Genomic DNA, 23,707 nt, shown 5'->3' with positions numbered 1-23,707 from the left:
CGCCATGGATGGCGCGAACGAGCCCCCATGGATGGGTTCACGGCGTGTCCCGCAATGGCATACCCCCGCCCGCCCCAGCTCGTAAACGTGAACAGCACGCGCTTTGGCTTTTGGCGCCACACTGACGCGATCCTTACCAATGCTTCGCGTTACCTGCACGATGAACGGGCAAGGATGGGTGGGTGAATACCGTCCCCGCGCCTACGCCTGATACGCCCTCCTCCCGCTCACGCTGGCGTCTGCGCCGCCCCGGCAAGCGCGGACAGCGCTGGCTGGCGGTCCTGGTGTTCCTGTGCGCGCTGATCCTGCTGGTGATCGCGCTGTGGGACTGGAACTGGTTCAAGGGCCCCGTCGAACGCGCCGTGCAGGCCAAGACCGGCCGGGAATTCCATATCGGGGGCAATCTGGATGTCGATCTCGGGCGCACCCTTACCGTGCGCGCCGATGGGCTCACCTTTGCCAATGCCGAATGGTCCAAGACCCCGCGAATGGCCAGCGCCGACCGCGCCGAGATCGACCTGCGCGCCTGGCCCCTGCTGCGCGGCAATATCCGCATTCCCGAAATCCGCCTTACCCGCCCCGACCTGCTGCTGGAAACCGCGCCTGGCAAGGACCAGCCCGGCAACTGGGATTTTCTTGGGCCCAGCGATGGCGAGCCGCCCGTCCTGCAACGCCTGCTGGTCGACGATGGCCGCCTGAAATTCCTTGATGCCGCTGGAAAGACCGACATCCTGGTCGCCATTTCCAGTGGCAAGCCGCGCACTGCCGACAGTGCACCGCCGTTGCTCGTCAGCGGCAAAGGCCGCTGGCAGGGCAACCCGTTCACGCTGGCGGGCAACACCGAATCGCCGTTGGAACTGACCAACAGCGATCATCCGTTCCGCATCCATCTGGATGGCCGTGCCGGCAGTACCCGCGCCATTGCCAGCGGCACCCTGACCAACCCGTTCGCGCTGCGCACTTTCGATCTTGATTTCGCGCTGAGCGGGCAGGACATGGAAGACCTGTACCCCCTGATCGGCCTGGCCATCCCCTCCACACCGCCGTATCGCCTGAAAGGCCGCCTCAAGCGCAACAACGATGTCTGGCGGTACGAGAACTTCACCGGGGTCGCCGGCGACAGCGACCTGGGTGGTACCGCGCAGATCGATGTCAGTGGAGAGCGGCCCTTCCTCAAGGCCGACCTGGTATCCAAGCGCCTGGACTTCGATGATCTTGCCGGCTTCGTCGGCGCACCGCCCAAGACCGGCGCCGGCGAATCAGCCAATGCCGAACAGAAGGCCAAGGCCGCCGCGCTCGCGGTGAAGGCGCGCGTGCTTCCGGACACCCCGTATGATCTCAGCAAGCTGCGCGCAATGGATGCCGATGTGCACTGGAAAGCGCAGCGCATCAACTCCCCGGCGCTGCCGCTGGACGACATGGACGCGCACCTGAAGCTGGACGATGGCCTGCTGCGTCTGGAACCGCTCAACTTCGGCGTGGCCGGCGGCGACATCCGCAGCACCATCCGCATGGATGCGCGCAAGCCGACCATCGCCACCCAACTCAAGGCCAGCATCCGCAAAGTGCAGCTGGGCGGGCTGTTCCCCGACGCGAAGCTTGCCGAGCAGGCCTCCGGTGGCATCAGTGGTGAGATCAACCTCAGCGGCAGCGGCAACTCCATCGCGTCCATGCTGGGCAGCTCCGATGGCGGTGTTGCGGTGGGCATCGGTCGCGGTCACGTCGGCAACCTGATCATGGAACTGGCCGGCCTGGACGTAGCCGAATCGCTGAAGTTCCTGTTCACCGGTGACAAGCAGATTCCGCTGCGCTGCGCATGGGGAGATTTCGGCGTGAAGCAGGGCCTGATGACCTCGCAGCAGCTGGCGTTTGATACCACCGATACGCTGATCCTTGGAGAAGGCACGGTGGACCTGAAGCAGGAAAAGCTCGACCTTCTGCTGCGCCCCCGTCCGAAGGACATCAGCATCCTGGCGCTGCGTTCGCCGCTGCGCATCGGCGGCACGTTCAAGGATCCATCGTTCCGGCCTGACTTCAAGGCACTGGGGCTGCGTGGTGCGATCGCGCTCACGCTGGGCAGCATTGCCCCGCCGGCGGCGCTGCTGGCCACGATTGAAACCGGGCCGGGTGAGGATTCGAATTGTGGTGGTCGTTACGCGAAGTAAACCCCGCGTAGGGACTGTCAAGAACATGGATGTTTTTGACAAGCCTCCATGGATGGATTCACGGCGTGTCCCGTAGAGGGCTGCCTGTCGGCCGCCCCAGCACGGAACAACTGCAACGCTGCTCTTCGAGTGCATCGACCAACGGTCGATGCCTACCGGCGACATCCGCGCCACTGGCAGCTCAGCCGGCGACGATGTACTGCTGCAGCTGGTCCAGCTTCCGGGCCTGTTCGTCGATCACCGATTTCACCAGGTCGCCGATGGAGATCACGCCGATCACGCCGCCGCTGTCCACCACCGGCAGGTGGCGGATGCGGTAGTCGGTGACCAGTTGCAGGCAGTGTTCCACCTGCTCTGACGGCGCGACCGTCACCACCTTGGCGGTCATGATGTCGCTGACCTTCGTCGACCGCGACGAGCGGTCATGCAGCACGATCTTGCGCGCATAATCGCGCTCGGACAGGATGCCGACCAGGCTGCGGCCGTCCATCACCAGAACGGCGCCGATGCCTTTGTCGGCCATCAACCGGATCGCGTCGATCACGGCCGACTCCGGGCCTACCGCGAAAACCTCAGGGGACTTGCCTTCCAACAGCTGCCGTACCGTGGCCATCTCGCTGCCCTCCACCGATGGGATGCACGGCCGAGTCTGCCACGAACGGTGCATGCCAGGTGTCAACCAGATACAGCGGCCGCTGCTTGGACTCCTCGTACAGCCGGCCCAGGTACTCGCCGATCAGCCCCAGCGCGATCAGCTGCACCCCGCCCAGGAACAGGATCACCGCCATCATCGTGGGGTAGCCGGCCACCCGGTCGCCGTACAGTGCCGCCTTCACCACTACCCACAGCCCGAAAACGAACGCGACGCTGGCCGTGGCCAGCCCCAGGTAGGTCGCCGCGCGCAGCGGTACCGTGGAGAAACTGGTGATCCCTTCCAGTGCGAAGTTCCACAGTTTCCACAGCCCGAACTTGCTGTTGCCGACCATTCGCGCGTGCCGGTGGTACGGCAGCGCGACGCGGCGGAAACCCACCCAGCCGAACAGCCCTTTCATGAACCGGTGGCGTTCACGCAGCTGACCCAGCGCCTGCAGCGCGCGCGGTGACAGCAGGCGGAAATCTCCGGTGTCGGCCGGAATCGGAATCCTGGACATCCGGCCTATCACCCGATAGAACGCCGCCGCGGTAGCGCGCTTGAGCCAGCTCTCGCCATCGCGCACCTGGCGGGTGCCATATACGTTGTCATACCCCTGCCGCCACAGCGCCACGAACTCCGGAATCAACTCCGGCGGGTCCTGGCCATCGGCATCGAGGATCATCACCGCACCGCCGTCCACGAAGTCCAGCCCGGCCGTGAGTGCCGCCTCCTTGCCGAAGTTGCGCGACAGGCGCAGCACGCCCACGCGATCGTCGGCCGCCGCCAGTTCCAGCATGACCTGCCAGGTGGCATCGGTGCTGCCATCGTCGATATATACGATCCGGCCCTCGATACCCTCCAGACCATCCAGCACCGCGCGCAGGCGCGGCTGCAGCATCGGCAGCGCCAGGGCTTCGTTGTGGGCGGCAATGACCAGGGTAAGGCGTTCGTCTGACATGCCCGGATTGTAGCGGTGCGCGGTCACCGACATGCATGCCTACTCATGCTGCAGGTAGGCGTCGCCACCGAGCTGACGCGCCTGGCGCTGGATCCAGGCGGCGCGGCGCTGCACGTAAGGGCCGGGCCGTGCGGCGTTGTAGCGGCGCGGGGCCGGCAGAACCGCCGCCAGCCTTGCGCTTTCAGCCGGCGACAACCGCGCGGCCTCCTTGTTCCAGAACTGCTTTGATGCAGCCTGGGCACCGTAGATGCCATCACCGAACTCGGCGATGTTGGCGTACATCTCCAGGATCCGCGACTTCGGCCACAGCGTTTCGATCAGCAGCGTGTACCAGACTTCCAGCCCCTTGCGGATCCAGCTGCGGCCCTGCCACAGAAACAGGTTCTTGGCGACCTGCTGGCTGATCGTGCTGGCGCCGCGCAGGCGCCCACCGCGCGCGTTGTGGTCGCGCGCCTTTTCAATGGCCTGCAGGTCGAAGCCGTTGTGCACGGGAAAACGCTGGTCTTCGGCGGCTACCAGCGAGATGGGCAGACTCGGCGCCATCTGGTCGAGATCGCGCCACTGGTAGTGAAGCCGGTAGCCCCAGTCGCCCTGGCCCAGTGCTTCGCCATAGCGCCACAGCATGACGGTCGACAGCGGCGGGTCGATGAAGCGCAGCACGGCTACCTGCAGCACGCTGCCGGCCACGAACAGCACCGGCAGCCATAGCAGATGTTTCCAGCGCCAGCGGCGCCGGCGGGTCGGTTCCAGGCCCGGTTCGGCCTTGTGGTTGCTGCGCTCTGCCCCCATTACTGGTGCATCCTCTGCTTGCACGGTTGTCGGCGCATTATCCGGCAACACGCCCTCATTACTTAAGCGCAGCCACCGACCCGATGACCGCCCAGACCGATTCCCTTGTCCGTTTCCTGCTTCCCGATGCCGGCGTGCGCGGGGTACACGTGCACCTTGACGCCAGCTGGCAGCAGATCCTCTCGCACGGCACCTACCCGCCGGCCGCCTCCGAGCTGCTGGGCGAGGCCACCGTGGCCTCGGCCCTGTTCACCGGCCACACCAAGGTGGACGGCCGGCTGTCGATCCAGCTGCGCAGCGCCACCGCCATGCGCACGCTGTTTGCCGAGTGCACCGCCATCGGCACCCTGCGCGGCATCGTGCAGCTGTCCGGCGAAGGCGACGCCCCGCGCGACCTGACCGCGTTGGGAGAGGATGCCCTGCTGGCCATCACGATTGAGAACCCGGGGCTGGACCCGCGCGAACCGCAGCGCTACCAGAGCCTGGTCGGGCTGGGCGCATCCGGCCTGGACGAGGCCTTCGAAGACTATTTCCGCCAGTCCGAACAGCTTCCCACCCGCCTGCTGCTGGCAGCCGATGGCGACCGCGCCGCTGGCCTGCTGCTCCAGAAGCTGCCCGGCGATGAGGGAGATACCGACGGCTGGTCCCGGGCCAGTGCGCTGTTCGAGACCTTGGGCAAGCAGGAGCTGCTGGACGTTGCCGGCAATGAACTGCTGCACCGGTTGTTCCATGAAGAGGCGCCCGAGCTGCTGGGCGAGCGCCCGCTCCGCTTTGCCTGCTCCTGCTCGCGCGAGCGGGTGGAGGGCATGCTGCAGTCACTGGGCGAAGCCGAGGCCCGCGCTGCCGCCGAGCCCACCGGGGCGGTCGAAATCCGTTGCGAATTCTGCGGACGGGAGTATCACTTTCCGTTGACGGAATTCGACATACTGTTCCGCGATGCCGCTGTTTCCTCGCCGGCACCTGAACGGCTTCAGTAACGACCGGGCGAGTTTTGTTCTGGGGAGAACCAAGACTTGTTAAGAATTCATAAACACCCTAGGATCAGTGTCCCGCTCCGGCGGGAACTTGTGCTCATCACCGCTGTCTGAGAGTTCCCATGCGCGCCCTTTTGCGTCTACCGCTGGCCCTGATGATCGCCCTCGCCGCGATCCCGGGCGCCTATGCGCAGTCCAAGGCCCGTCAGGACAGCACCGTGATTCCGGTCTGGAACAAGGGCAGCGGCAAGGTGGAAGCCCTGCTGTATCTGGAACCCACCGGGGAACAGGCCGCCGGCGCCCGCTGGCACTTCGGGCGCAGTTCGCTGGATGCCGCCTTCGGGCTGTCCTCCGGCGATTCCCTCGGCCTGCTCTGCAACAGCAGCCGCGGCACCAGCATCAGCGGACTGGCCAGCCACTGCATGCTGGCCAGCCTGGGTGACGAGGACGACAACGCATTGAGCCGCCGGGTCACCGGTACCGCTGCGTTCAACCGCCCCGGCGGTCGCGTCGGCATTACCGCCGGCACCGGCAAGGACACCTTGCCCGCGTGGCTGGCCGGTCCGAACAAGTCCCCGGCGCTGCGCGCGGAGCAGAACGACCTGACCGTGTTCGGCCAGAAGAACATTGGCCGCGAAGGCTTCGTCTCCATCGGCGGCACGTATGCCAAGGCGCGCCTGGTGCCGTTGTCCGACGTGTCCCCGGCCCTGGTGGACCGCTGGGACAGCAAGAGCCTCACCCTGGGGGCCGGCTACGGCAATTTCAGCGGCAACATCATCGGCCGCGTGGTCGATGTGCCCGGCCAGCCCGGCAAATGGGAAGGGCTGGGCGTGGGCCTGACCTGGCGTACCCCGTGGAGCGGCCAGCTCACGGTCGGCGCGGAAAACGTGATCACCCGCGGCAAGAACCCCTTCGCACCGCGCAATGAGAGCACCGACGAGGGCACCGTGCCCTACGTGCGGTACGAGCAGGACCTCTGAGTCCGCTTTTCGATGACCTGCAAGACCGCAAAAGGCGCGCCACTGGCGCGCCTTTGTCGTTCCAGACTGCCCGCCTGGGTCGCTGAACACGCCAGCCTGATACAGAGCGTGACAAAACAACTGCAACTATTTTGTTAACATTTTATTAACACTTGAGCCATCTGACGCTTATAACTCTTCCAAGGGCCTTGATCCACAAGGACTTTGCCGAATTTCACACAGATCACAGACTTCATTAACGCTACTTTAATTCTTTTCAAGTGGCAGTTACTATCGAGTCAGCCTCGTGGTCTTTGGTGCTCTCTATTGGCACCGCCTGAGGCAAACACCCCAGTGAATACCCAAGATTCCCTTGGAGAGAGAGAGCAATGAACTTTAAGTCCAACAAGCTGCGTGATGCAGTGGTCGTTGCACTGGTCGTCGCGGCCGGCAGCGCCACCGCGCAGGCGCAGGAAGCCGCCAATACGACCAACCTGGACCGCATCTCGGTCACCGGTTCGCGCATCAAGAGCACCGACATCGAGACCTCGCAGCCGGTGCTGAGCCTGAGCCGCGCGGACATCGACAAGCAGGGCGTCACCTCGATCGCCGATGTGCTGCAGCGCGTCGCCGCCAACGGCGCCGCCCTGAACCGCACCTTCAACAACGGTGGTGATGGTTCGGCCGGCATCAGCCTGCGCAACCTCGGCAGCCAGCGCACTCTGGTGCTGGTCAACGGCCGCCGCTGGACCACCGGCCTGGACGGCAGCGTCGACCTGAACACCATTCCGGTGGCCATGGTCGAGCGCATCGACGTGCTGAAGGATGGCGCTTCGACGATCTACGGTTCCGACGCCATCGCCGGCGTTGTGAACATCGTGACCAAGAAGGACTTCGACGGCGCGGAAGCGAACTTCTACAAGGGCCAGTACAGCGCGGGCGACGGCGAGCGTGAAGCCGCCGACTTCGTGCTGGGCACCACCACCGACCGCGCGTCGGTGATGATCGGCGCCTCCTACGTCAACGAACGCGAAGTCATGGCCGGTGATCGCAAGATCTCCGCCGGTGGCCCGCCGTTCTTCAGCGGCCAGAGCGGCACCGGCATCCCGGGCTCGTACGTCCGCAATGGTTCGCGCTACATCATCGTCAACGGCGTCGAAACCCCGTTCGTCAGCAACGTGCACGGCTACAACACCGCGCCGGACAACTACCTGCTGACCCCGAACGAGCGCACCTCGCTGTTCGCCTCCGGTTCGTACAACGTCACCGACAACATCACCTTCCGTACGGAAGCGATGTACAACGAGCGCAAGTCCGAGCAGCTGCTGGCCGCAATGCCGGTCACCGGCCAGCGTCTCAGCGCAAGCAGCATGTACAACCCGTACGGCGTCGACCTGACCGGCGTGAACCGTCGTTTCAATGAAACCGGCGGCCGTTCGTTCAACCAGAACGTCAAGAACTGGCACTTCTATGGTGGTTTCGAAGGCTTCTTCGAATTCGCTGACCGCACCTTCGACTGGGACGTCGGCTACCGTTACGACAAGACCGACCAGAACGACCTGACCTACGGCCTGTTCAACACGGCGCGCCTGGCGGAAGCCTATGGCCCGTCGCGTATCGATCCGATCACCGGCAATCCGGTCTGCGTCACCTCGCTGGCTGCAACCGGCACGGTGATCCCGGGCTGCGCCCCGATCAACCCGCTGGGTGGCCTGGGCTCGATCTCGCAGGAAGCGCTGGACTACACCTCCTTCACCGCGCATGACTCCGCGTCGCAGGTATCGAAGGGCTACTACGCCAACATCTCCGGCACCATCGTTCCGCTGCCGGCCGGTGACCTGGCCTTCGCAGCCGGTTACGAGTACCGCAAGGAAAGCGGTCAGTTCGATCCGGACGCCTTCATCGCGTCGGGCCTGAGCACCGGCAACGGCGCCAGCCCGACCAAGGGTGGCTACGACCTGGACGAGGTCTACCTCGAACTGTCGATCCCGGTGCTGGCTGACCTGCCGGGCGCCCAGCTGCTGGACTTCAGCGTGGCAACCCGCTACTCGAAGTACAGCAACTTCGGCAACACCACCAACAACAAGTTCGGGTTCCGCTGGAAGCCGATCGACGACCTGATGATCCGCGGCAACTACTCGGAAGGCTTCCGCGCGCCGAGCATCAACGACCTGTACCGCGGCGACACCGACTCGTTCGAAACCTACGCTGATCCCTGCGCCCAGGCCAACAACCCGACCGGCCAGGTCCTGGCGATCTGCCAGAGCCAGGGCGTTCCGGCTGGTCTGGTCCAGCCGAACACCGATGGCGAACCGGGTCCGTTGCAGACCGTTGAGCCGTTCACCTGGCAGTCCAACCCGAACCTGAAGCCGGAAACCTCGACCAGCAAGACGCTGGGCCTGGTGTGGAGCCCGAGCTTCGTGACCGGCCTGAACGTCACGCTGGACTGGTGGAAGATCGAAATTGAAGACTCGATCACCCGTCCGTCGATCGACGACATCATGACCCGTTGCTACAGCGGCACTGCGCAGGAACAGGCTGAGTACTGCGGCCTTATCTTCCGCGACCCGAACTACGGCACGACGGAAGAGCATTACGCGATCACCAACGTCAACATGCCGCTGCTGAACCTGTCCTCCTACAACGTGGAAGGCTGGGACCTGGGCATTGCCTACCGTCTGCCCGAAACCTCGTTCGGCCAGTTCAGCATCAGCTGGGACAGCACCTACCTGAGCAAGTGGGAAACCAAGGCTACCGAAGACTCTGAAGTCGACGGCCGCCAGGGCGACTACCTGAACCAGGATCCGTACTGGCGCATCCGTTCCAACCTGTACGTCGACTGGTCCTTCGGTGACTTCGGCGTCAACTACGGCCTGCGCTACAAGTCCGGCATGACCGAAGATTGCTTCCTGGGACCGGCTACCCGCGGTTACTGCTCGGATCCGGACAACCAGAAGAACCACATCGGTGCCACCACCTACCACGACGTCCAGTTCCGCTACAACACCCCGTGGAACGGCACCGTCATGCTGGGTCTGAACAACGTGTGGGACAAGCAGCCGCCGGTCTCCTACTCGGTGTCGTACAACATGTTCGACCCGCAGTACGACCTGCCGGGCCGTTACTACTACGTGCAGTACAAGCAGAAGTTCTGATCGATCCACTGATCGGTACCTGATGCAGCAACGGCCCCGGAAGGGGCCGTTGTCTTTTGTGCATGGCCACGTGCGCAGCGGCCTGCGGACATGAAAAAAGGCCGCGTCTCCGCGGCCTTCTGCATTGCCGGCAGCGTTGGCTCAGCCGATCGGGATCAACGTCTCGATCACATGCTCCACGTACGCTTCGAAGTCCTCACGCGCCGGCTTCGGCTGCTGCAGCTGCAGCGACAACTGCAGGAAGCCTACGTAGGCCGCATAGGCCAAGCGCGCGCGATGCTGCGCATCGGTGCGGCTCAACCCGGCCTGGCGGAACGAGGCCACCAGGTATTCCAGGCGACGATGCGACACACGGTCGATCACCGGGCGCACCATCGGGTGGTCCAGTGCCTTCAGCAGTTCGCTGTAGATGATGTGCGGCTGCACTTCGTGCGCCACCACCTGGAACAGCTGGCGCAGGCGAGCGCGGGGATCGGGCACGTCTTCCAGGCTGCCGAACACCTGCTCCTGCTCGAACAGCTCCCAACGCTCCAGCGCGGCCTGCAGCAGCGCGTCGCGCGAAGGGAAATGCCAATAGAAACTGCCCTTGGTGACCCCCAGTCGCCGCGCCAGCGGCTCCACCGCCACCGCGCCGACCCCCTGTTCAGCGATGAGATCCAAGGCGGCCTGCGCCCAGTCTTCCGCGCTCAGGCGGCTGTTGCGGCCGGCACGTGGCTCGCCGGCGGAAGCTTCAGGTTCATTCATGCCCTGATTTAACCATACGCCGGGGTCGGTTTGTGTGGAATTGGCCGAAACCGCGGCCTGAAAAGCCCTGCGCCGTCGGGCCGTACCCATGCCGCCACGTCCCGCGTGGCTGGCGCGCGACCCCGACCATACTAGAGAGTATTGACATGCCCAAAGCCAGGTCCATACTAGCAAGTATGGTAACCCCCGCCCCCTTCCAGCCCGCCCCCACCGACGAGCGCCTCGTTGCGGCGCACGACGCAGTCCTGGCGGCAACCCGTTCGGCTCCCGGGCGCCGCGGCACGGTCCTGTTCGCGCATGGCTTCGGCCAGACCCGGCACGCCTGGACCGCTACCGCGCAGTCGCTGGCCGCCGCCGGCTACCAGACCCTGGCCTACGATGCGCGCGGCCATGGCGACTCCGATTGGAACCCGGCCACGTTGCCCTATCACGGCGAACAGTTCGCCGATGACTTGATCGTGCTGGCCGGCGAACAGCCGCAGCCGCCGATCCTGGTGGCCGCGTCGATGGGCGGGCTGTTCGGTCTGCTCGCCGAAGCGCGCTGGCCGGGTCTGTTCTCAGCGATGGTGCTGGTGGACATTACCCCGCGTTGGGACACCGCCGGGGTCGAAAAGATCCTGATGTTCATGACCGCGCATCCGGAAGGATTCGCCTCACTGGAACAGGCGGCCGACGTGATCTCGGCCTATCTGCCGCACCGCCCGCGCAAGTCGGAAGACGCGCTGCGCGCGCTGCTGCGCGACGACGGCCATGGTCGCTGGCGGTGGCACTGGGACCCGCGCCTGGTTGCCGAACTGGCGCGCGACAGCGAACAGCACCAGGACGCGCTTGCAGACGCAGCGCGCCAGGTGAAATGCCCGGTGCTGCTGGTCAGCGGCGGGCGCAGCACCCTGGTCACCCCGCAAACGGTGGCCGAATTCCTGGCGTTGGTGCCGCACGCACGCCACGTGCAGTTGCCGGAGGCCACGCACATGGTCGCCGGCGACGACAACAACGCCTTTACCGCTACTGTGTTGGACTACCTGGACGTGTTGCCCTCGGCCTCCGCCGTGGCACAGTCCGCCACAACCGAGCACGTCACCGGAGCACGCTCATGAGCATTGTCGTTCCCTTCCTCGCCATCCTGCTGGCAGGCGCCATCGTTGCCTACCATCGGATGCGGCTGATCACCTGGACGCTCGTCAGCCTGGTGCTGCTGGCTGCCTGCTGGTTCGTTCCCTACATCAACCAGACTGCCACGATCGTGGCGGCGGCGATCGTCGCCGTCATCGCCGTGCCGCTGCTGCTGCCGTTCATCCGCAAGCCGCTGCTGACCGCGCCGATGATGAAGGTGTTCCGCAAGGTGCTGCCGCCGCTGTCGCAGACCGAGCGCATCGCGCTGGAAACCGGCTCGGTCGGCTTCGAAGGTGAGCTGTTCACCGGCGACCCCGACTGGAACAAGCTGCTGAACTATCCGAAGCCGCAGCTGACGGCTGAAGAGCAGGCCTTCCTGGATGGCCCGGTGGAAGAGCTGTGCGCGATGGTCAATGACTGGGAAATCACCCACGTGTACGCCGACCTGCCCCCGGAGCTGTGGGCCTTCATCAAGAAGAACAAATTCTTCGGCATGATCATTCCGAAGGAGTACGGCGGCCTGGGCTTCAGCGCGCTGGCCCACCACAAGGTGATCCAGAAGCTGGCCTCGGTGTCGAGCGTGGTCAGCTCCACCGTCGGCGTACCCAACTCGCTCGGCCCGGGCGAACTGCTGGTGCATTACGGCACCCAGGAACAGAAGGACCAGTACCTGCCGCGCCTGGCCGACGGCCGCGAAGTGCCCTGCTTCGGCCTGACCGGCCCGTTCGCCGGCTCGGATGCGACCTCGATTCCCGATTACGGCATCGTCTGCAGGGGCGAGTGGAACGGCGAGCAGGTGCTCGGCGTCAAGCTGACCTTCGACAAGCGCTACATCACCCTGGCCCCGGTGGCGACGCTGATCGGCATGGCGTTCCGCATGTACGACCCGGACGGCCTGATCGGCCCCACCCGCGACATCGGCATCACCCTGGGCCTGTTGCCGCGCGACACCGCCGGCGTTGAAATCGGCCGTCGCCACTTCCCGCTGAACTCGACCTTCCAGAACGGTCCGATCCGCGGCAAGGACGTGTTCATTCCGCTCACCCAGCTGATCGGCGGTGCCGAGAAGGCCGGCAAGGGCTGGAACATGCTCAACGAGTGCCTGGCCGTGGGCCGCTCGATCACCCTGCCCTCCACTGCCAGTGGCGGTGCCAAGGCCGGCGCGGTGGTCACCGGCGCCTACGCGCGCATCCGCAAGCAGTTCGGTCTGTCGGTCGGTCGCTTTGAAGGCGTGGAGGAAGCGCTGGCCCGGATCGGCGGCAAGGCCTACGCGATCAGCGCGCTGTGCCAGGCCACCGCTGCGGCGGTCGACCGCGGCGACGTGCCGTCGGTGCCGTCGGCGATCGCCAAATACCACTGCACCACCATGAGCCGCGAAGTGATCTCCGATGTCATGGACGTGATCGGCGGCAAGGGCATCATCCTGGGACCGCGCAACTTTGCCGGCCGCAGCTGGCAGGCCGCACCGATCGCAATCACGGTGGAAGGCGCCAACATCATGACCCGCAGCCTGCTGATCTTCGGCCAGGGTGCGATCCTCTGCCACCCGTGGGTACTGCAGGAAATGAAGGCGGCGCAGGACCCCGATACCAAGGCTGGCCTGCAGGCGTTCGACCGCAGCCTGTTCGGGCATATCCGCTTCGGCATCTCGAACGCGGTGCGTTCGTTCTGGCTTGGCCTGACCGGCGCGCGCTTCGGTGCGGCCCCGGGCGATGCCTACACCCGCCGCTACTTCCGCAAGCTGGACCGCTATTCGGCCAACCTGGCGCTGATGGCCGACATCTCGATGATGACCCTCGGCGGCAAGCTGAAGTTCAAGGAATCGCTGTCGGGTCGCCTCGGCGACGTGCTGAGCCACGTGTACATGACCAGCGCGATGCTCAAGCGCTACCACGATGAAGGCGCACCGGTGGCCGACCAGCCGCTGCTGGCCTGGGCGTTCCACGACAGCGTGCACAAGATCGAAGAATCGTTGTCGGCGGCCCTGCGCAACTTCCCGATCCGCCCGATCGGCTGGCTGATGTGGCTGCTGATCTTCCCGTTCGGCCGCCGCGCCGAGGCCCCGGGCGACCGCCTGGGCCACCGCGTGGCCGCGCTGCTGATGGCGCCCAACGAAGCCCGCGACCGCCTGGCCAATGGCGTGTTCCTGACCCCGTGCGAGAACAACCCGGGCGGCCGCATCAACAGCTACCTGTCCAAGGCGATCATGGCCGAGCCGGTGGAGCGCAAGTTCATCAAGGCGCTCAAGACCAAGGGTATCGAAGCGCTGGACTTCAATGCCCAGCTGGACGAAGCCGTGGCCGAAGGCGTGATCACCCAGGACGAGCGCACGCTGCTGGAAGAACTGCGTACGCTGACGATGGACACCATCACGGTAGACGACTTCGAGCCGCACGAACTGCGTTCGGCCAGCTACTACGACCGCGAACGCAAGGACGCCCAGTCGCAGGCAGCGTAACGGCTGCGCATGCATGAACGACAACGGCGGACTTCGGTCCGCCGTTTTTTTGAGGAGACACACCGTGGCAGCTCCCCTGTTGAACCTGTACCACCGCATGCAGCGCTGGCCGGCCGGCCAGTGGCTGTTTTCGCGTGCGGTGTGCTTCAAGGCGCCCTATTTCGCCAGCATCGCCCCGCGCATCACCCTGCTCGAACCGGGCCGCTGCGAAGGCCGCATCGCGCACCGGCGCAAGGTCACCAACCACATCGGCACCGTGCACGCGATCGCGCTGTGCAACCTGGCCGAACTCACCGCCGGCCTGATGGTCGATGCCTCGCTGCCCAAGGGCATGCGCTGGATCCCCAAGGGCATGGAGGTCAAATACCTGGCCAAGGCGACCGGCACCCAGCATGCGGTGGCCACGCCTGCGCAGGCGATTGTCAGTGCCGACGCGGGTTATGCGTTGCCGGTGAATGTGCAGGTGCGTGATACCGCCGGAACGGTGGTGTTCGAAGCGCGGATTGATATGTGGGTGTCGCCGGTCAAGCGCGGTTGAGTTTCTGCGCCAACGGCAGCGTCTCACTTCATACGAGCTGGGGCGGCCGTCGGGTAGCCCCGCTCCGGGACACGCCGTGAATACATCCATGTAGGCTTGTCAAAAACATCCATGTTTTTGACAGTCCCTCCGGGGGCTACCCGCCGGCCGCCCCCGACAGGTGGTCGCGTGCGGTGGGCAAAAGCAGACACGCATGGCGTGTCCCTACGCTGTGCCGGTGGTAGGTTCGGTTCCCGAACGAACGCACGGAACGCACCAACGCCCGGTAACGCATCAAAATGATCGGAGCCGCCCTTGATCTCCCGTGGCCCCCAACCCACTGTCGAGGGTCGGCGGGGGTGGGTTTGCGGGACTGTAGAAAACAGGGGTGTTTTCTACAAGCCTCCACGGACGGATTCACGGCGTGTCCCGCAAACCCACACCCGCCGGCCCAGCGCGAGCGAGTTCGCAGACCTGGGGCTGTGGCTCTTGGCGGACAGAGCACCGACCAACGGTCGGTACCTACCGCAGGGCGGGTCAGGCCGGCACGAACTGCCAGGCAATCACCGCCAGGATCGCAGGCACGGCCTGGATGAAGAAGATCCGCTTGTTGACGCTGTAGGCGCCATAGCAGCCGGCAACAATCACACAGCCCAGCATGAAGTTCACCAGCATCGGCAGGTGATCAAACAGCCCCCACAGCAGGCCCGCCGCCAGGAAGCCGTTGTAGAGGCCCTGGTTGGCCGCCAGCACGCGCGTGATCTCCGCCTTCTCCGGCGTGTTGCGGAACGTCTTCAGGCCCAGCGGGCGCGTCCACAGGAACATCTCCAGCACCAGGAAGTACACGTGCAGCAGCGCGACCACCAGGGTCAGGATCAGTGCGGTCCAGTACATGGGCAATCCTCAGCAAGAGGGAGGAAGCTTACTCCGGCCGCTCGACCGGCAGCTTCTTTTCTTCGCGCAGCAGCCCGAAAGCCGCCGCCGTCATGATGCACGCCACCACCAGCCCGCCGGCGAACACCGCGTGCGAGCCGAACAGCGACAGCCCCTTGTGCACCCACGCGAAGGTCAGGTCGCCGCCGCGGTACACCACCGTGTCGATCGCCGCGCCCGCCTTGTAGCGCCACTGCCGGTCCACCCGGGTGAAGATCGTCTCGCGGGCCGGCTTGGCCAGCGAAAACTCGCTGGCGCGCGTCATCACCTGCACCACCGCCACCAGCATCGGCAGCGGCGAGGCGGCCAGCACCGAGAAGCCGACGATGATCGCAAAGCCCGGGATCAACAATGCCGGCGCAATGCCGAAGCGCGACAGCAGCCAGCGCGTCAGACCCAGCTGCAGGATCAGCGTCAGCGCGTTGATCGCCAGGTCCACCCGCGAATAGAACGCCGTGCTCGCTGCCGGGTCGGTGTACAGCCGGCGTACGATCGAGGCCTGCTCGTTGTACAGCAGCGTGCCGATGCCCACCCCGAACACGACCATCAGCGCCAACCAGCGCAGCAGCGGCTCGCGCGCGATCAGCTTCAGCCCGTCCAGCACCCCGCCGCCCATCGGTGCCTCGCCCGAGGCCAGCTGCAGCTCCTGCTCGCGCGCCACCGCCCACAGGCGCAGCCGCCAGATGCAGAACAGGCAGACCGTGAGGAAGCCGGCCGAGACCAGCATCAGGTTGGCGATGCCCACCCGCTGCACCAGCGTCGAGGTCAACGTCGGGCCCAGGAACGCGCCGATCGTGCCGGCCGCCCCGATGTAGCCATAGAACGCCCGCGCCTGCACGTTGGAGAACACGTCGGCCATGAAGCTCCAGAACACCGCCACCGCGAACAGGTTGAACACCGTGGTCCAGAAGAAGAACAGCATGCCCCGCCCCGGCACCCCGCTGTCGAACAGCACGTAGAAGCCCAGCAGCGTCACGATGAAGAAGCCGTACACCGCCGGCAGGAACACCCGCCGCGGGTAGCGGCTCACCAGCGCCCCGTACAGCGGCTGCAGCACCACCATGATCACGAACACGCAGGTGAACAGCACCTGCAGCACGAAGTCCTGCAGCGCGATGCCATGGCCATCGAACCACGCGATCAGCGCCGGCGGGAACACCGTCTGCAGGTCGGCCGAGGCCGCCATCGCCTCGCGCACCGGGCGCAGCACGTAGTAGCCACTGAGCAGGCAGAAGAAATACACGCAGGCCCAGAACAGCGGCGGCGACTGGCGCAGCGCCGCGCGCAGGCCGGGCTGCGCCGGCGGGGTCGGGTCCGGGGTGTTCATCGCGCGCAGGTCCCGCACAGGCGTGGAAGCGGCAGCATCGTGGGGATTCCGGGCAGCAAAGCGCGCACGGTAAACGATGCACCGCAACATCGCTAGGGGTGCACTGCCTTATGCTCATGCCATCACCGTTGGGGAACGGACATGTACGACTACATTATCGTCGGCGCCGGTTCGGCCGGCTGCGTGCTCGCCAACCGGCTCAGCGCCGACCCGCACTGCCGCGTGCTGCTGCTCGAAGCCGGCCCGCGCGACCGCAACCCCTTCATCCACATGCCGGCCGGGTTGGCGCGCCTGGTCAACAACCGTCGCATCAACTGGAACCTGTATACCGAACCCGAGCCGGCACTGGACGGCCGCCGGCTGTGGTGGCCGCGCGGCAAGGTGCTCGGGGGTTCCAGCGCCATCAACGCCATGTGCTACGTGCGCGGCGTGGCGGCCGACTACGACGGCTGGGCTGCCGCCGGCGCCACCGGCTGGGACTGGTCGCACGTGCTGCCCTGGTTCCTGCACGGCGAAGCCAACAGCCGCGGCGCCAGCGCCTGGCATGGCGATGCCGGGCCGCTGTCGGTGTCCGACCTGCGCCACCACAATCCCCTCTCCGATGTCTTCCTGGAGGCCGCCGTGCAGGCCGGTCATGCGCGCAACGACGACTTCAACGGTGACCACCAGCTAGGCGTCGGCCTGTACCAGGTCACCCAGCGTGACGGCGTGCGCTGCTCAAGCGCCACCGCCTACCTGCGCCCCGCGCGCGGCCGGCGCAACCTCACCGTGCTCACCGGTGCCCGCGCGCGTGCGCTGAGCTTCCAGGGCGACACCGCCAGCGGCGTGTACTTCCGCCACCGTGGCGCACACCGGCATGCACAGGCGGCCGCCGAGGTGATCCTCAGCGCCGGCGCGATCCACTCCCCGCACCTGCTGATGCTCTCGGGCATCGGCCCGCACCGGCAGCTGCGCGCGCACGGCATCAGCACCCGCGTGGACCTGCCCGGCGTGGGCGGCAACCTGCAGGACCATCTGGACATCTGCACGCTGGTACACACCCGGCCGGGTGTCAGCTACGACCGCAGCAACCAGGCGCGCATCGCCTTCGACTATTTCCTTCGCGGGCGTCGCGGTGCCGGCACCAGCAACATCGCCGAGGCCGGCGGCTTCGCCCGCTCGCCGCTGGCGCAGGGTGATGGTGCCGATGTGCAGTTCCACTTCGTCCCCGCCATGCTGGACGACCATGGCCGCCACCGTCTGCCAGGCGACGGTTACACACTGCATGCGTGCGCCCTGCGTCCGCGCAGCCGGGGACGGATCCTGCTGCGCGATGCCGACCCTTCCTCGGCACCGCGGATCGAGGCCAATTACCTGGGCGATGCGGAGGGGCACGACCTGGCCATGATGAAGGCCTGCGTACGCATGTCCAGCCAGATCCTGGCCCAGCCCGCCTTTGACCGCTGGCGTGGTGCGCCGATCTTCCCGGCCCGTGAAGACCTGGATGACGCCGCACTGGACGCCTTCATCCGCGCCAAGGCCGAAACCATTTACCACCCGGTGGGGACCTGTGCGATGGGCCAGCGGGACGATGCGGTAGTCGACCCGCAGCTTCGCGTTCGGGGCGTGCAGGGTCTGCGCGTGGTGGACGCCTCGGTGATGCCCACCCTGGTGAGCGGCAACACCAATGCCCCCACGATGATGATCGCCGAACGCGCCGCGCGCTGGCTGGGGGCGCCCGTACCCGCCGGCTGAACAGGGCATCGGACACAAGCGGCCCGGTCGATGCAAAAACCGCGCCTTTTCAATGCGATACGCATTCATCTTCGCTTCGTTTGTGCAATCAGGAAAAGCAGCGCTAGAATCGGCCCCAGCAGTTGCGCACGGGCCCCAAACGATGAAAGAGAACAGCAGGCGCCGACCGATCCGTTCGGCGGCAACCGGATTGCTGGGCATGCTCATGCCCATCGCGATGTCGTCCACCGCACAGACGCCCACTGCGACACCGGCCGCGTTCCCCGTCAACATCGAGAACAGCGCCGTGTCCGCCATTCCGCACACGCAGCCGGCCGCGTACCGGGCCACCACGGCCAACCCGAAGGTGCTGCCGCCTGCGCCCGGGTTCAACGTGGCCAATATCGAGTCGATGGCCCAGCAGCTCACCTATGGCGAGCGCGTACCGGGCATGGCAGTGGCCATCGTGCAGGGCGGCCGCGTGCTCAGCGCGCGCGGCTATGGCGTGACCGACGTCAACAACCCCCAGATGGTCGATGCGCACACCGTGTTCCGCCTGGCATCGCTGTCCAAGGCGTTTGCCGGCACCATGGCCGGCCTGCTGGTCAATGACGGCACGCTGCGCTGGGACAGCAAGGTCACCGACTACGTGCCCGGTTTCCAACTCAGCAGCCCCGAGGCCACCGAGCGGCTGACCGTGGCCGATCTGCTCAGCCACCGGGTTGGCCTGCCCTACAACGCCTACGATCGTGACGTGGAGGCCAACGCCGAGTACTACACGCTCACCCACAAGCTGGCCTCGACCTCGCTCAAATGCCTGCCCGGCGACTGCTACGCGTACCAGAACGTCGCTTTCAGCCTGATCGGCGACGTGGTCTACGCCGCGTCGGGCAGCTTCTACGAACAGTCGGTGGAACGCCGCCTGTTCAAACCGCTGGGGATGGACGATGCAAGCCTGGGTCTGGCCGGTATCCAGGCCAGCTCGCGCTGGGCGCGCCCGCACGTGCGCAGCCGCAACGGCTGGGTGTCGCTGAGCCCGAAACCGACTTACTACCGGCTGGCCCCCGCTGCGGGCGTCAATGCCAGTGCCAGCGACATGGCGCAGTGGCTGCTGGCGCACACCGGCCACCGCCCCGACGTGCTGCCTGCGCCGTTGCTGGCCACGCTGCACTCGACCCTGATCAACACTCCGGGTGAGATGCGCTCGGGGTGGCGTCGCGAGCGCCTGAATTCGGCCGGCTACGCGCTGGGCTGGCGCAATTTCGATTACGCCGGGCATGAAGTCATCTTCCATGCCGGTGCCGTGCAGGGCTATCGCGGCCTCGTGGCGCTGGTGCCCGAACGCGACCTGGGCATTGCCATCATGTGGAACGGCGAGAGCAGCCTGCCCAGCGGCCTGCTGCCTACGGTGCTCGACGCGGCCATGGGCCTGCCCACCCAGCGCTGGCTGGACGTGGATACCGATTTCGGCAGCGACAACCTGATGACCGAAGACCGCACGCCGGCCCCGGGCAAGCGCAAGGGCGTGTCGTCGGATCGGGCGGTGGCGTCGCCCAGGTAACGCCAGCGAGGTGTACCGCATGCAGTACAGGGCGGCCTACGGGTCGCCCTTTTTTTCATGACCGGCCGGGATCAACATGGGGCTGATCCCTCGCGGGAGGGGCTTTTCGTGCGGGCAAAAAAAACCCCCTCCCGCTGGGCTGCCGGGAAGGGGGTTTCAGTACGGCTATCGGGAATGAATCAGATCAGCGGTGCCGGGGTTGCCGGCAGGGCGACCGGTGCAGCCTTCTTCTTGCGGACCGCCGGCTTGCGCTTGGCGACCTTCTTCACTGCCTTCTTGGCCGAGGCCTTCTTGGCTGCCGGCTTGCGCGCGGTGGCCTTCTTGGCGGTGGCCTTCTTGGCTACCTTGCGGACGGCCTTCTTGGCGGTCTTCTTGGCAGCGCCCTTCTTGGCTACCTTGCGGACGGCCTTCTTGGCAGTCTTCTTGGCTGCCTTCTTTGCGGTCTTCTTGGCGGCGGCCTTCTTGGCGACCTTGCGGACCGCCTTCTTTGCCGTCTTCTTTACTGCCTTGCGGGCAGTCGCCTTCTTGGCTGCCTTCTTCACCGTCTTCTTGGCAGCCGCCTTCTTGGCTACCTTCTTCACGGCCTTCTTGGCAGCCGCCTTCTTGGCGACCTTCTTCACGGCCTTCTTGGCGGCCGGCTTTTTCTTCGCAGCTTTCTTGGTTGCCATGGGATTGGCTCCTCGTCAGTGATCTATGGAGTTGAAACGCCCAGGTAAAGCAAACCCGCCGTTACTGCTGTGCGGGGACCGCCGTCGCGTCGAGCGCGTCGTGACGGATACGGGAATACCTGCCACAGGATGCCAGGCAGGTATCGAATGCGGGGTGCTCTTGCATTTCACCGGAGGTAGCGAAGCCGACTCCACCGTCTTGGGACGCGCGGCGGATGTTCTGGTTGTGCTTCGCAACTGGATGTCGATTCGGCTCACTCGTTTTGGCAGGCAAGGTCTGCTGGGCGAAACCTAATCACGCTTTTTTTCACTGTCAACAACCCCCGCGAAAAAAATTCACATGGACGCCCTTCAGCGCACCTTGCCAAACCCCACCCCAAGCGCTCGGCGCCACCCCTTCGACACTCGTTGCGCGCGCGCGAGCATCCGCTCCAGCGACGACGCTCTGAAAGAAAACCACTTAAAAGAAGCACTTTCGTATCCGACACTGCGGCTTCGTCGACGTTGCCGCCCACAACCGGCACCCGCAGCGACGGCATCGCAACGGCTTCCCGCACGGGAACAAAACAGGGGCGAAAACTTTTCACATCCGCGAACGCTTTTTGCGTCCGGATTTGCAGAACTGCGCAAACTTTTGGGCAGTAGTCGTCGCCAGATTCGTGCCGGTGACGTGCGCCGATGACCCGTTCGCCGGTGCGACGACGCGCATCGATGGGATCCGCGACGCGAACTCATGACCTGCGTGTCGGCATCCGGATACCGTCCGGCATGAGCGCGGCAGCGACGGTTCGAGCGCGTCGATCATCTCGCCATCCCTCACGCACGGATAACGTAATGGACGTCGGCAAGCGGACGGTGGCGGGCGCAGGCAAAAAAAAAACGGCCGCGCGGGGCGGCCGTTCCTTCCAGGCGGGCGAGGCTCAGTTGTCCTCTTCCTCCAGCAGTTCGGCGTAGTCGTCCGGATCCAGCAGGTCGTTGACTTCTTCCTTGCTGGACAGCTCGATCACGCAGATCCAGCCTTCGCCGTAGGCATCTTCGTTGATCGTTTCCGGCTTGTCCGAAAGATCGCCGTTGACCGCGACCACCGTACCGGAGATCGGGCTGTACACGTCGGAGGCGGCCTTGACCGACTCGACCACCGCGATCTGCGCACCGGCCTTGGCTTCGTCGCCGACGGCGGGCAGCTCGACATACACCAGGTCGCCGAGCAGGCCCTGGGCGTGGTCGGAAATGCCGATGGTGACGCGGCCGTCGCCTTCAACGCGTGCCCACTCGTGGGACTTGAGGAATTTGAGGTCGCCGGGGATCTCGCTCATGGGACTGCTCCGAAGAATTTCAGGGGGGTCAGAAAACGGGGGTAGTGTAAAACAACCGCTGATCAGCCTTCGACCAGCACGCCGGGTTGGGCCTGGCCTTCGCGCACGAACGGGAACTTCACCACGCGCACCGGCACCTGCCGGCCGCGGATGTCCACGTACACCTGGCCAAGCTCACCACCCGGCACGCGGGCGAACGCGATGCCCTTGCCCAGCGTCGGCGAGAACGTACCCGACAGGATCTCACCGGTGCCGCCGGCGGTGGTTACTGCCTGGCCATGGCGCAACACGCCCTTTTCGTCCATCACCAGGCCGATCATCTGGCGCGCGTCGCCGGAAGCCTTCTGCGCTTCCAGCACGTCGCGGCCAATGAAGTCGCGGCCTTCATCCAGCGCGACCGTCCAGGCGAGCGCGGCTTCGAACGGGCTGATCGCTTCGTCCATGTCCTGGCCGTACAGGTTCATGCCGGCTTCAAGGCGCAGGGTGTCGCGCGCACCGAGCCCGGCCGGACGCACGCCGGCGGCAGCCAGCGCATTCCAGAAGGCGATCACCTGGTCCTGGGCGACCAGGATTTCAAAGCCGTCCTCGCCGGTGTAACCGGTCCGGGCAACGAACAGCGGCGCGCCGCTGGCGGCAGTAGCTTCCATGGCGGCAAAGCGACCCAGCTTCTGCAGCGCCGCGCGGTCGGACTCGGCCACCAGGCCGATGACGCGCTCGCGTGCGGTCGGGCCCTGCACGGCGATGATCGCCAGGTCTTCGCGCTCGGTCACCTGCACGTCGAACGCGACGGCCTGCGTGCGGATCCACGCCAGGTCCTTTTCACGGGTGGAGGCATTGACCACCATCCGGAAGAAATCGTCGGCCAGGTAGTAGACGATCAGGTCGTCGATCACCCCGCCCTGCGCATTGAGCATGCACGAGTACAGCGCCTTGCCCGGCACCTTCAGCTTGTCCACCGAGTTGGCCAGCAGCCGGCGGAGGAACGGCCGCACCTGCGCGCCGCGCAGGTCGACCACGGTCATGTGGCTCACATCGAACATGCCGGCATCGGCGCGGACCAGGTGGTGCTCGTCCAGTTGCGATCCATAGTGGATGGGCATGTCCCAACCGCCGAAATCGACCATCTTGGCGCCAAGCGCGCGGTGGGTATCGTTGAGTAGCGTCTTCTGGGTCATGACCACGGTCCGGAGAAAAATTGGCAGTGCCGGGTTCTGCCCGGCAACTGACGCTGATTATCCCAGAACCGTCCCGGCAGCGCCTGCGGCGGTGCGCCATCTCATGGGGTCTGCTCTCACACCTGCTGCACTTTCAGCGTCATGCCCTCCACGGCGACCACGCGCACCGGCGTGCCCGCCGGCAGGTCGGGGCCGGCCACCACCCAGAACGCATCGTCAACCTTGGCGCGGCCGACACCGGCCCTGATCGGCTGGTCCAGCGCCACCACCCGCCCGATGAGCTGCTCGGCCCGCCGGTTCAACAGCGGGGCATCGGTCTTCCGCGCACGCGTACGGCCCCACTGCCGGTAACACTGGATCGAGACCACGCTGAGCAGCACGAACGCCACCACCTGCCAGAGCAGTGGAATGTCGGCGAACACGGCCACCAGCACGAACACGGCGGCCGCGCCGATCCCGATCCACAGCATGAAGGCGCCCGGGGCCAACGCTTCAGCGGCGAACAGCACCAATGCCAGTGCGCCCCACCCCACTACTTCCCAACGCAT

At 65.7% G+C, this 23,707-nt stretch carries 20 protein-coding genes; 9 read left to right on the top strand and 11 right to left on the bottom strand.

Annotated features, from left to right (window positions below; all coding sequences use genetic code 11):
* The first annotated feature begins 182 nt into the window (after window positions 1-182).
* Window positions 183-2,165, top strand: a complete 1,983-nt coding sequence (locus ACTJI4_RS04445) for an AsmA family protein (RefSeq protein WP_440868614.1) — start codon at window positions 183-185, stop codon at window positions 2,163-2,165.
* Between the two features lie 181 nt (window positions 2,166-2,346).
* Here the strand turns inward: ACTJI4_RS04445 and ACTJI4_RS04440 are convergent, their stop codons facing one another.
* From ACTJI4_RS04440 to mtgA, 3 genes are read right to left on the bottom strand one after another with little or no spacing between them, the layout of a single operon-like run.
* Complete coding sequence (locus tag ACTJI4_RS04440; RefSeq protein ID WP_392920680.1) at window positions 2,347-2,778, bottom strand: CBS domain-containing protein; 432 nt, start codon at window positions 2,776-2,778, stop codon at window positions 2,347-2,349.
* Window positions 2,738-3,757, bottom strand: coding sequence for a glycosyltransferase family 2 protein (locus ACTJI4_RS04435; RefSeq protein ID WP_440868632.1), 1,020 nt, complete (start codon window positions 3,755-3,757; stop codon window positions 2,738-2,740). The genes ACTJI4_RS04440 and ACTJI4_RS04435 overlap by 41 nt, the downstream gene beginning before the upstream one ends.
* A 39-nt stretch (window positions 3,758-3,796) precedes the next feature.
* Window positions 3,797-4,546 carry a monofunctional biosynthetic peptidoglycan transglycosylase gene (gene mtgA / locus ACTJI4_RS04430; protein ID WP_440868613.1) on the bottom strand — a complete coding sequence of 250 codons (750 nt, stop codon included), beginning with the start codon at window positions 4,544-4,546 and terminating at the stop codon, window positions 3,797-3,799.
* Between the two features lie 83 nt (window positions 4,547-4,629).
* Here mtgA and hslO point away from each other — a divergent pair, with 83 nt between their 5' ends.
* From hslO to ACTJI4_RS04415, 3 genes are all read left to right on the top strand, one after another.
* Window positions 4,630-5,523, top strand: a complete 894-nt coding sequence (hslO, locus tag ACTJI4_RS04425; protein ID WP_440868612.1) for an Hsp33 family molecular chaperone HslO — start codon at window positions 4,630-4,632, stop codon at window positions 5,521-5,523.
* A 152-nt stretch (window positions 5,524-5,675) separates the two neighbouring features.
* Window positions 5,676-6,500, top strand: coding sequence for an XOO1806 family protein (locus ACTJI4_RS04420; RefSeq protein ID WP_179197306.1), 825 nt, complete (start codon window positions 5,676-5,678; stop codon window positions 6,498-6,500).
* Window positions 6,501-6,868: 368 nt separating this feature from the next.
* Complete coding sequence (locus ACTJI4_RS04415; protein WP_392920688.1) at window positions 6,869-9,634, top strand: TonB-dependent receptor; 2,766 nt, start codon at window positions 6,869-6,871, stop codon at window positions 9,632-9,634.
* A 141-nt stretch (window positions 9,635-9,775) separates the two neighbouring features.
* On the opposite strand, the gene ACTJI4_RS04410 is transcribed toward ACTJI4_RS04415, so the two are convergent.
* Entirely contained in the window at window positions 9,776-10,378 is a 603-nt protein-coding gene (locus ACTJI4_RS04410) for a TetR/AcrR family transcriptional regulator (RefSeq protein WP_068853700.1), read from the bottom strand.
* 176 nt (window positions 10,379-10,554) lie between these two features.
* Here ACTJI4_RS04410 and ACTJI4_RS04405 point away from each other — a divergent pair, with 176 nt between their 5' ends.
* The 3 genes from ACTJI4_RS04405 (at window position 10,555) to ACTJI4_RS04395 (ending at window position 14,487) form a co-directional block, all read left to right on the top strand.
* Window positions 10,555-11,475: an alpha/beta fold hydrolase gene (locus tag ACTJI4_RS04405; RefSeq protein WP_392920692.1), complete on the top strand. Its 921-nt coding sequence runs from the start codon at window positions 10,555-10,557 to the stop codon at window positions 11,473-11,475.
* Entirely contained in the window at window positions 11,472-13,949 is a 2,478-nt protein-coding gene (locus tag ACTJI4_RS04400; RefSeq protein WP_392920695.1) for an acyl-CoA dehydrogenase, read from the top strand. Before ACTJI4_RS04405 ends, ACTJI4_RS04400 begins: the two co-directional genes overlap by 4 nt.
* Window positions 13,950-14,013: 64 nt before the next feature.
* On the top strand, window positions 14,014-14,487 hold the full coding sequence (locus ACTJI4_RS04395) for a hotdog fold domain-containing protein (RefSeq protein WP_392920697.1): 474 nt from the start codon (window positions 14,014-14,016) through the stop codon (window positions 14,485-14,487).
* A gap of 516 nt (window positions 14,488-15,003) precedes the next feature.
* Here the strand turns inward: ACTJI4_RS04395 and ACTJI4_RS04390 are convergent.
* Both ACTJI4_RS04390 and ACTJI4_RS04385 read right to left on the bottom strand, forming a co-directional pair.
* A complete protein-coding gene (locus ACTJI4_RS04390; protein WP_392920700.1) occupies window positions 15,004-15,360 on the bottom strand; it encodes a DUF1304 domain-containing protein in 357 nt (118 codons plus the stop codon).
* Between the two features lie 28 nt (window positions 15,361-15,388).
* A complete protein-coding gene (locus tag ACTJI4_RS04385; RefSeq protein WP_392920703.1) occupies window positions 15,389-16,726 on the bottom strand; it encodes an NTP/NDP exchange transporter in 1,338 nt (445 codons plus the stop codon).
* Window positions 16,727-16,867: 141 nt separating this feature from the next.
* Between ACTJI4_RS04385 and ACTJI4_RS04380 the strand changes: the two genes are divergently transcribed.
* Both ACTJI4_RS04380 and ACTJI4_RS04375 read left to right on the top strand, forming a co-directional pair.
* Window positions 16,868-18,460, top strand: coding sequence for a GMC family oxidoreductase (locus tag ACTJI4_RS04380; RefSeq protein ID WP_392920706.1), 1,593 nt, complete (start codon window positions 16,868-16,870; stop codon window positions 18,458-18,460).
* Between the two features lie 142 nt (window positions 18,461-18,602).
* Window positions 18,603-20,000, top strand: a complete 1,398-nt coding sequence (locus ACTJI4_RS04375) for a serine hydrolase domain-containing protein (protein ID WP_392920709.1) — start codon at window positions 18,603-18,605, stop codon at window positions 19,998-20,000.
* A gap of 179 nt (window positions 20,001-20,179) precedes the next feature.
* Here ACTJI4_RS04375 and ACTJI4_RS04370 read toward each other — a convergent pair whose 3' ends face one another.
* The 5 genes from ACTJI4_RS04370 to ACTJI4_RS04350 all read right to left on the bottom strand — a co-directional run bounded on the left by ACTJI4_RS04370 (window position 20,180) and on the right by ACTJI4_RS04350 (window position 23,707).
* Window positions 20,180-20,668, bottom strand: a complete 489-nt coding sequence (locus ACTJI4_RS04370) for a hypothetical protein (protein WP_440868611.1) — start codon at window positions 20,666-20,668, stop codon at window positions 20,180-20,182.
* 583 nt (window positions 20,669-21,251) lie between these two features.
* Window positions 21,252-21,473, bottom strand: coding sequence for a hypothetical protein (locus tag ACTJI4_RS04365; RefSeq protein ID WP_392920714.1), 222 nt, complete (start codon window positions 21,471-21,473; stop codon window positions 21,252-21,254).
* 115 nt (window positions 21,474-21,588) lie between these two features.
* Entirely contained in the window at window positions 21,589-21,984 is a 396-nt protein-coding gene (gene gcvH, locus ACTJI4_RS04360) for a glycine cleavage system protein GcvH (protein ID WP_392920717.1), read from the bottom strand.
* Between the two features lie 62 nt (window positions 21,985-22,046).
* Window positions 22,047-23,159, bottom strand: a complete 1,113-nt coding sequence (gcvT, locus tag ACTJI4_RS04355) for a glycine cleavage system aminomethyltransferase GcvT (RefSeq protein WP_392920720.1) — start codon at window positions 23,157-23,159, stop codon at window positions 22,047-22,049.
* 116 nt (window positions 23,160-23,275) lie between these two features.
* The gene (locus ACTJI4_RS04350) at window positions 23,276-23,707 is read right to left on the bottom strand and encodes an NfeD family protein (protein ID WP_392920722.1); all 432 of its coding nucleotides are present in this window, start codon (window positions 23,705-23,707) and stop codon (window positions 23,276-23,278) included.

This window comes from Stenotrophomonas sp. 22385, assembly GCF_052045085.1.
GTDB lineage: Bacteria > Pseudomonadota > Gammaproteobacteria > Xanthomonadales > Xanthomonadaceae > Stenotrophomonas.
Note: the sequence above shows the minus strand (reverse complement) of the source record. Positions and strands in the feature narration are given on the sequence as shown.

What these genes read in the sequence shown, in the direction of transcription:
- ACTJI4_RS04440 (WP_392920680.1), bottom strand. Translation starts at nt 2,778, where the DNA reads ATGGCCACGGTACGGCAGCTGTTGGAAGGCAAGTCCCCTGAGGTTTTC.
- ACTJI4_RS04435 (WP_440868632.1), bottom strand. Translation starts at nt 3,757, where the DNA reads ATGTCAGACGAACGCCTTACCCTGGTCATTGCCGCCCACAACGAAGCC.
- mtgA (WP_440868613.1), bottom strand. Translation starts at nt 4,546, where the DNA reads ATGGGGGCAGAGCGCAGCAACCACAAGGCCGAACCGGGCCTGGAACCG.
- hslO (WP_440868612.1), top strand. Translation starts at nt 4,630, where the DNA reads ATGACCGCCCAGACCGATTCCCTTGTCCGTTTCCTGCTTCCCGATGCC.
- ACTJI4_RS04420 (WP_179197306.1), top strand. Translation starts at nt 5,676, where the DNA reads ATGATCGCCCTCGCCGCGATCCCGGGCGCCTATGCGCAGTCCAAGGCC.
- ACTJI4_RS04415 (WP_392920688.1), top strand. Translation starts at nt 6,869, where the DNA reads ATGAACTTTAAGTCCAACAAGCTGCGTGATGCAGTGGTCGTTGCACTG.
- ACTJI4_RS04410 (WP_068853700.1), bottom strand. Translation starts at nt 10,378, where the DNA reads ATGAATGAACCTGAAGCTTCCGCCGGCGAGCCACGTGCCGGCCGCAAC.
- ACTJI4_RS04405 (WP_392920692.1), top strand. Translation starts at nt 10,555, where the DNA reads ATGGTAACCCCCGCCCCCTTCCAGCCCGCCCCCACCGACGAGCGCCTC.
- ACTJI4_RS04400 (WP_392920695.1), top strand. Translation starts at nt 11,472, where the DNA reads ATGAGCATTGTCGTTCCCTTCCTCGCCATCCTGCTGGCAGGCGCCATC.
- ACTJI4_RS04390 (WP_392920700.1), bottom strand. Translation starts at nt 15,360, where the DNA reads ATGTACTGGACCGCACTGATCCTGACCCTGGTGGTCGCGCTGCTGCAC.
- ACTJI4_RS04385 (WP_392920703.1), bottom strand. Translation starts at nt 16,726, where the DNA reads ATGAACACCCCGGACCCGACCCCGCCGGCGCAGCCCGGCCTGCGCGCG.
- ACTJI4_RS04380 (WP_392920706.1), top strand. Translation starts at nt 16,868, where the DNA reads ATGTACGACTACATTATCGTCGGCGCCGGTTCGGCCGGCTGCGTGCTC.
- ACTJI4_RS04375 (WP_392920709.1), top strand. Translation starts at nt 18,603, where the DNA reads ATGAAAGAGAACAGCAGGCGCCGACCGATCCGTTCGGCGGCAACCGGA.
- ACTJI4_RS04370 (WP_440868611.1), bottom strand. Translation starts at nt 20,668, where the DNA reads ATGGCAACCAAGAAAGCTGCGAAGAAAAAGCCGGCCGCCAAGAAGGCC.
- ACTJI4_RS04365 (WP_392920714.1), bottom strand. Translation starts at nt 21,473, where the DNA reads ATGATCGACGCGCTCGAACCGTCGCTGCCGCGCTCATGCCGGACGGTA.
- gcvH (WP_392920717.1), bottom strand. Translation starts at nt 21,984, where the DNA reads ATGAGCGAGATCCCCGGCGACCTCAAATTCCTCAAGTCCCACGAGTGG.
- gcvT (WP_392920720.1), bottom strand. Translation starts at nt 23,159, where the DNA reads ATGACCCAGAAGACGCTACTCAACGATACCCACCGCGCGCTTGGCGCC.
- ACTJI4_RS04350 (WP_392920722.1), bottom strand. Translation starts at nt 23,707, where the DNA reads ATGCGTTGGGAAGTAGTGGGGTGGGGCGCACTGGCATTGGTGCTGTTC.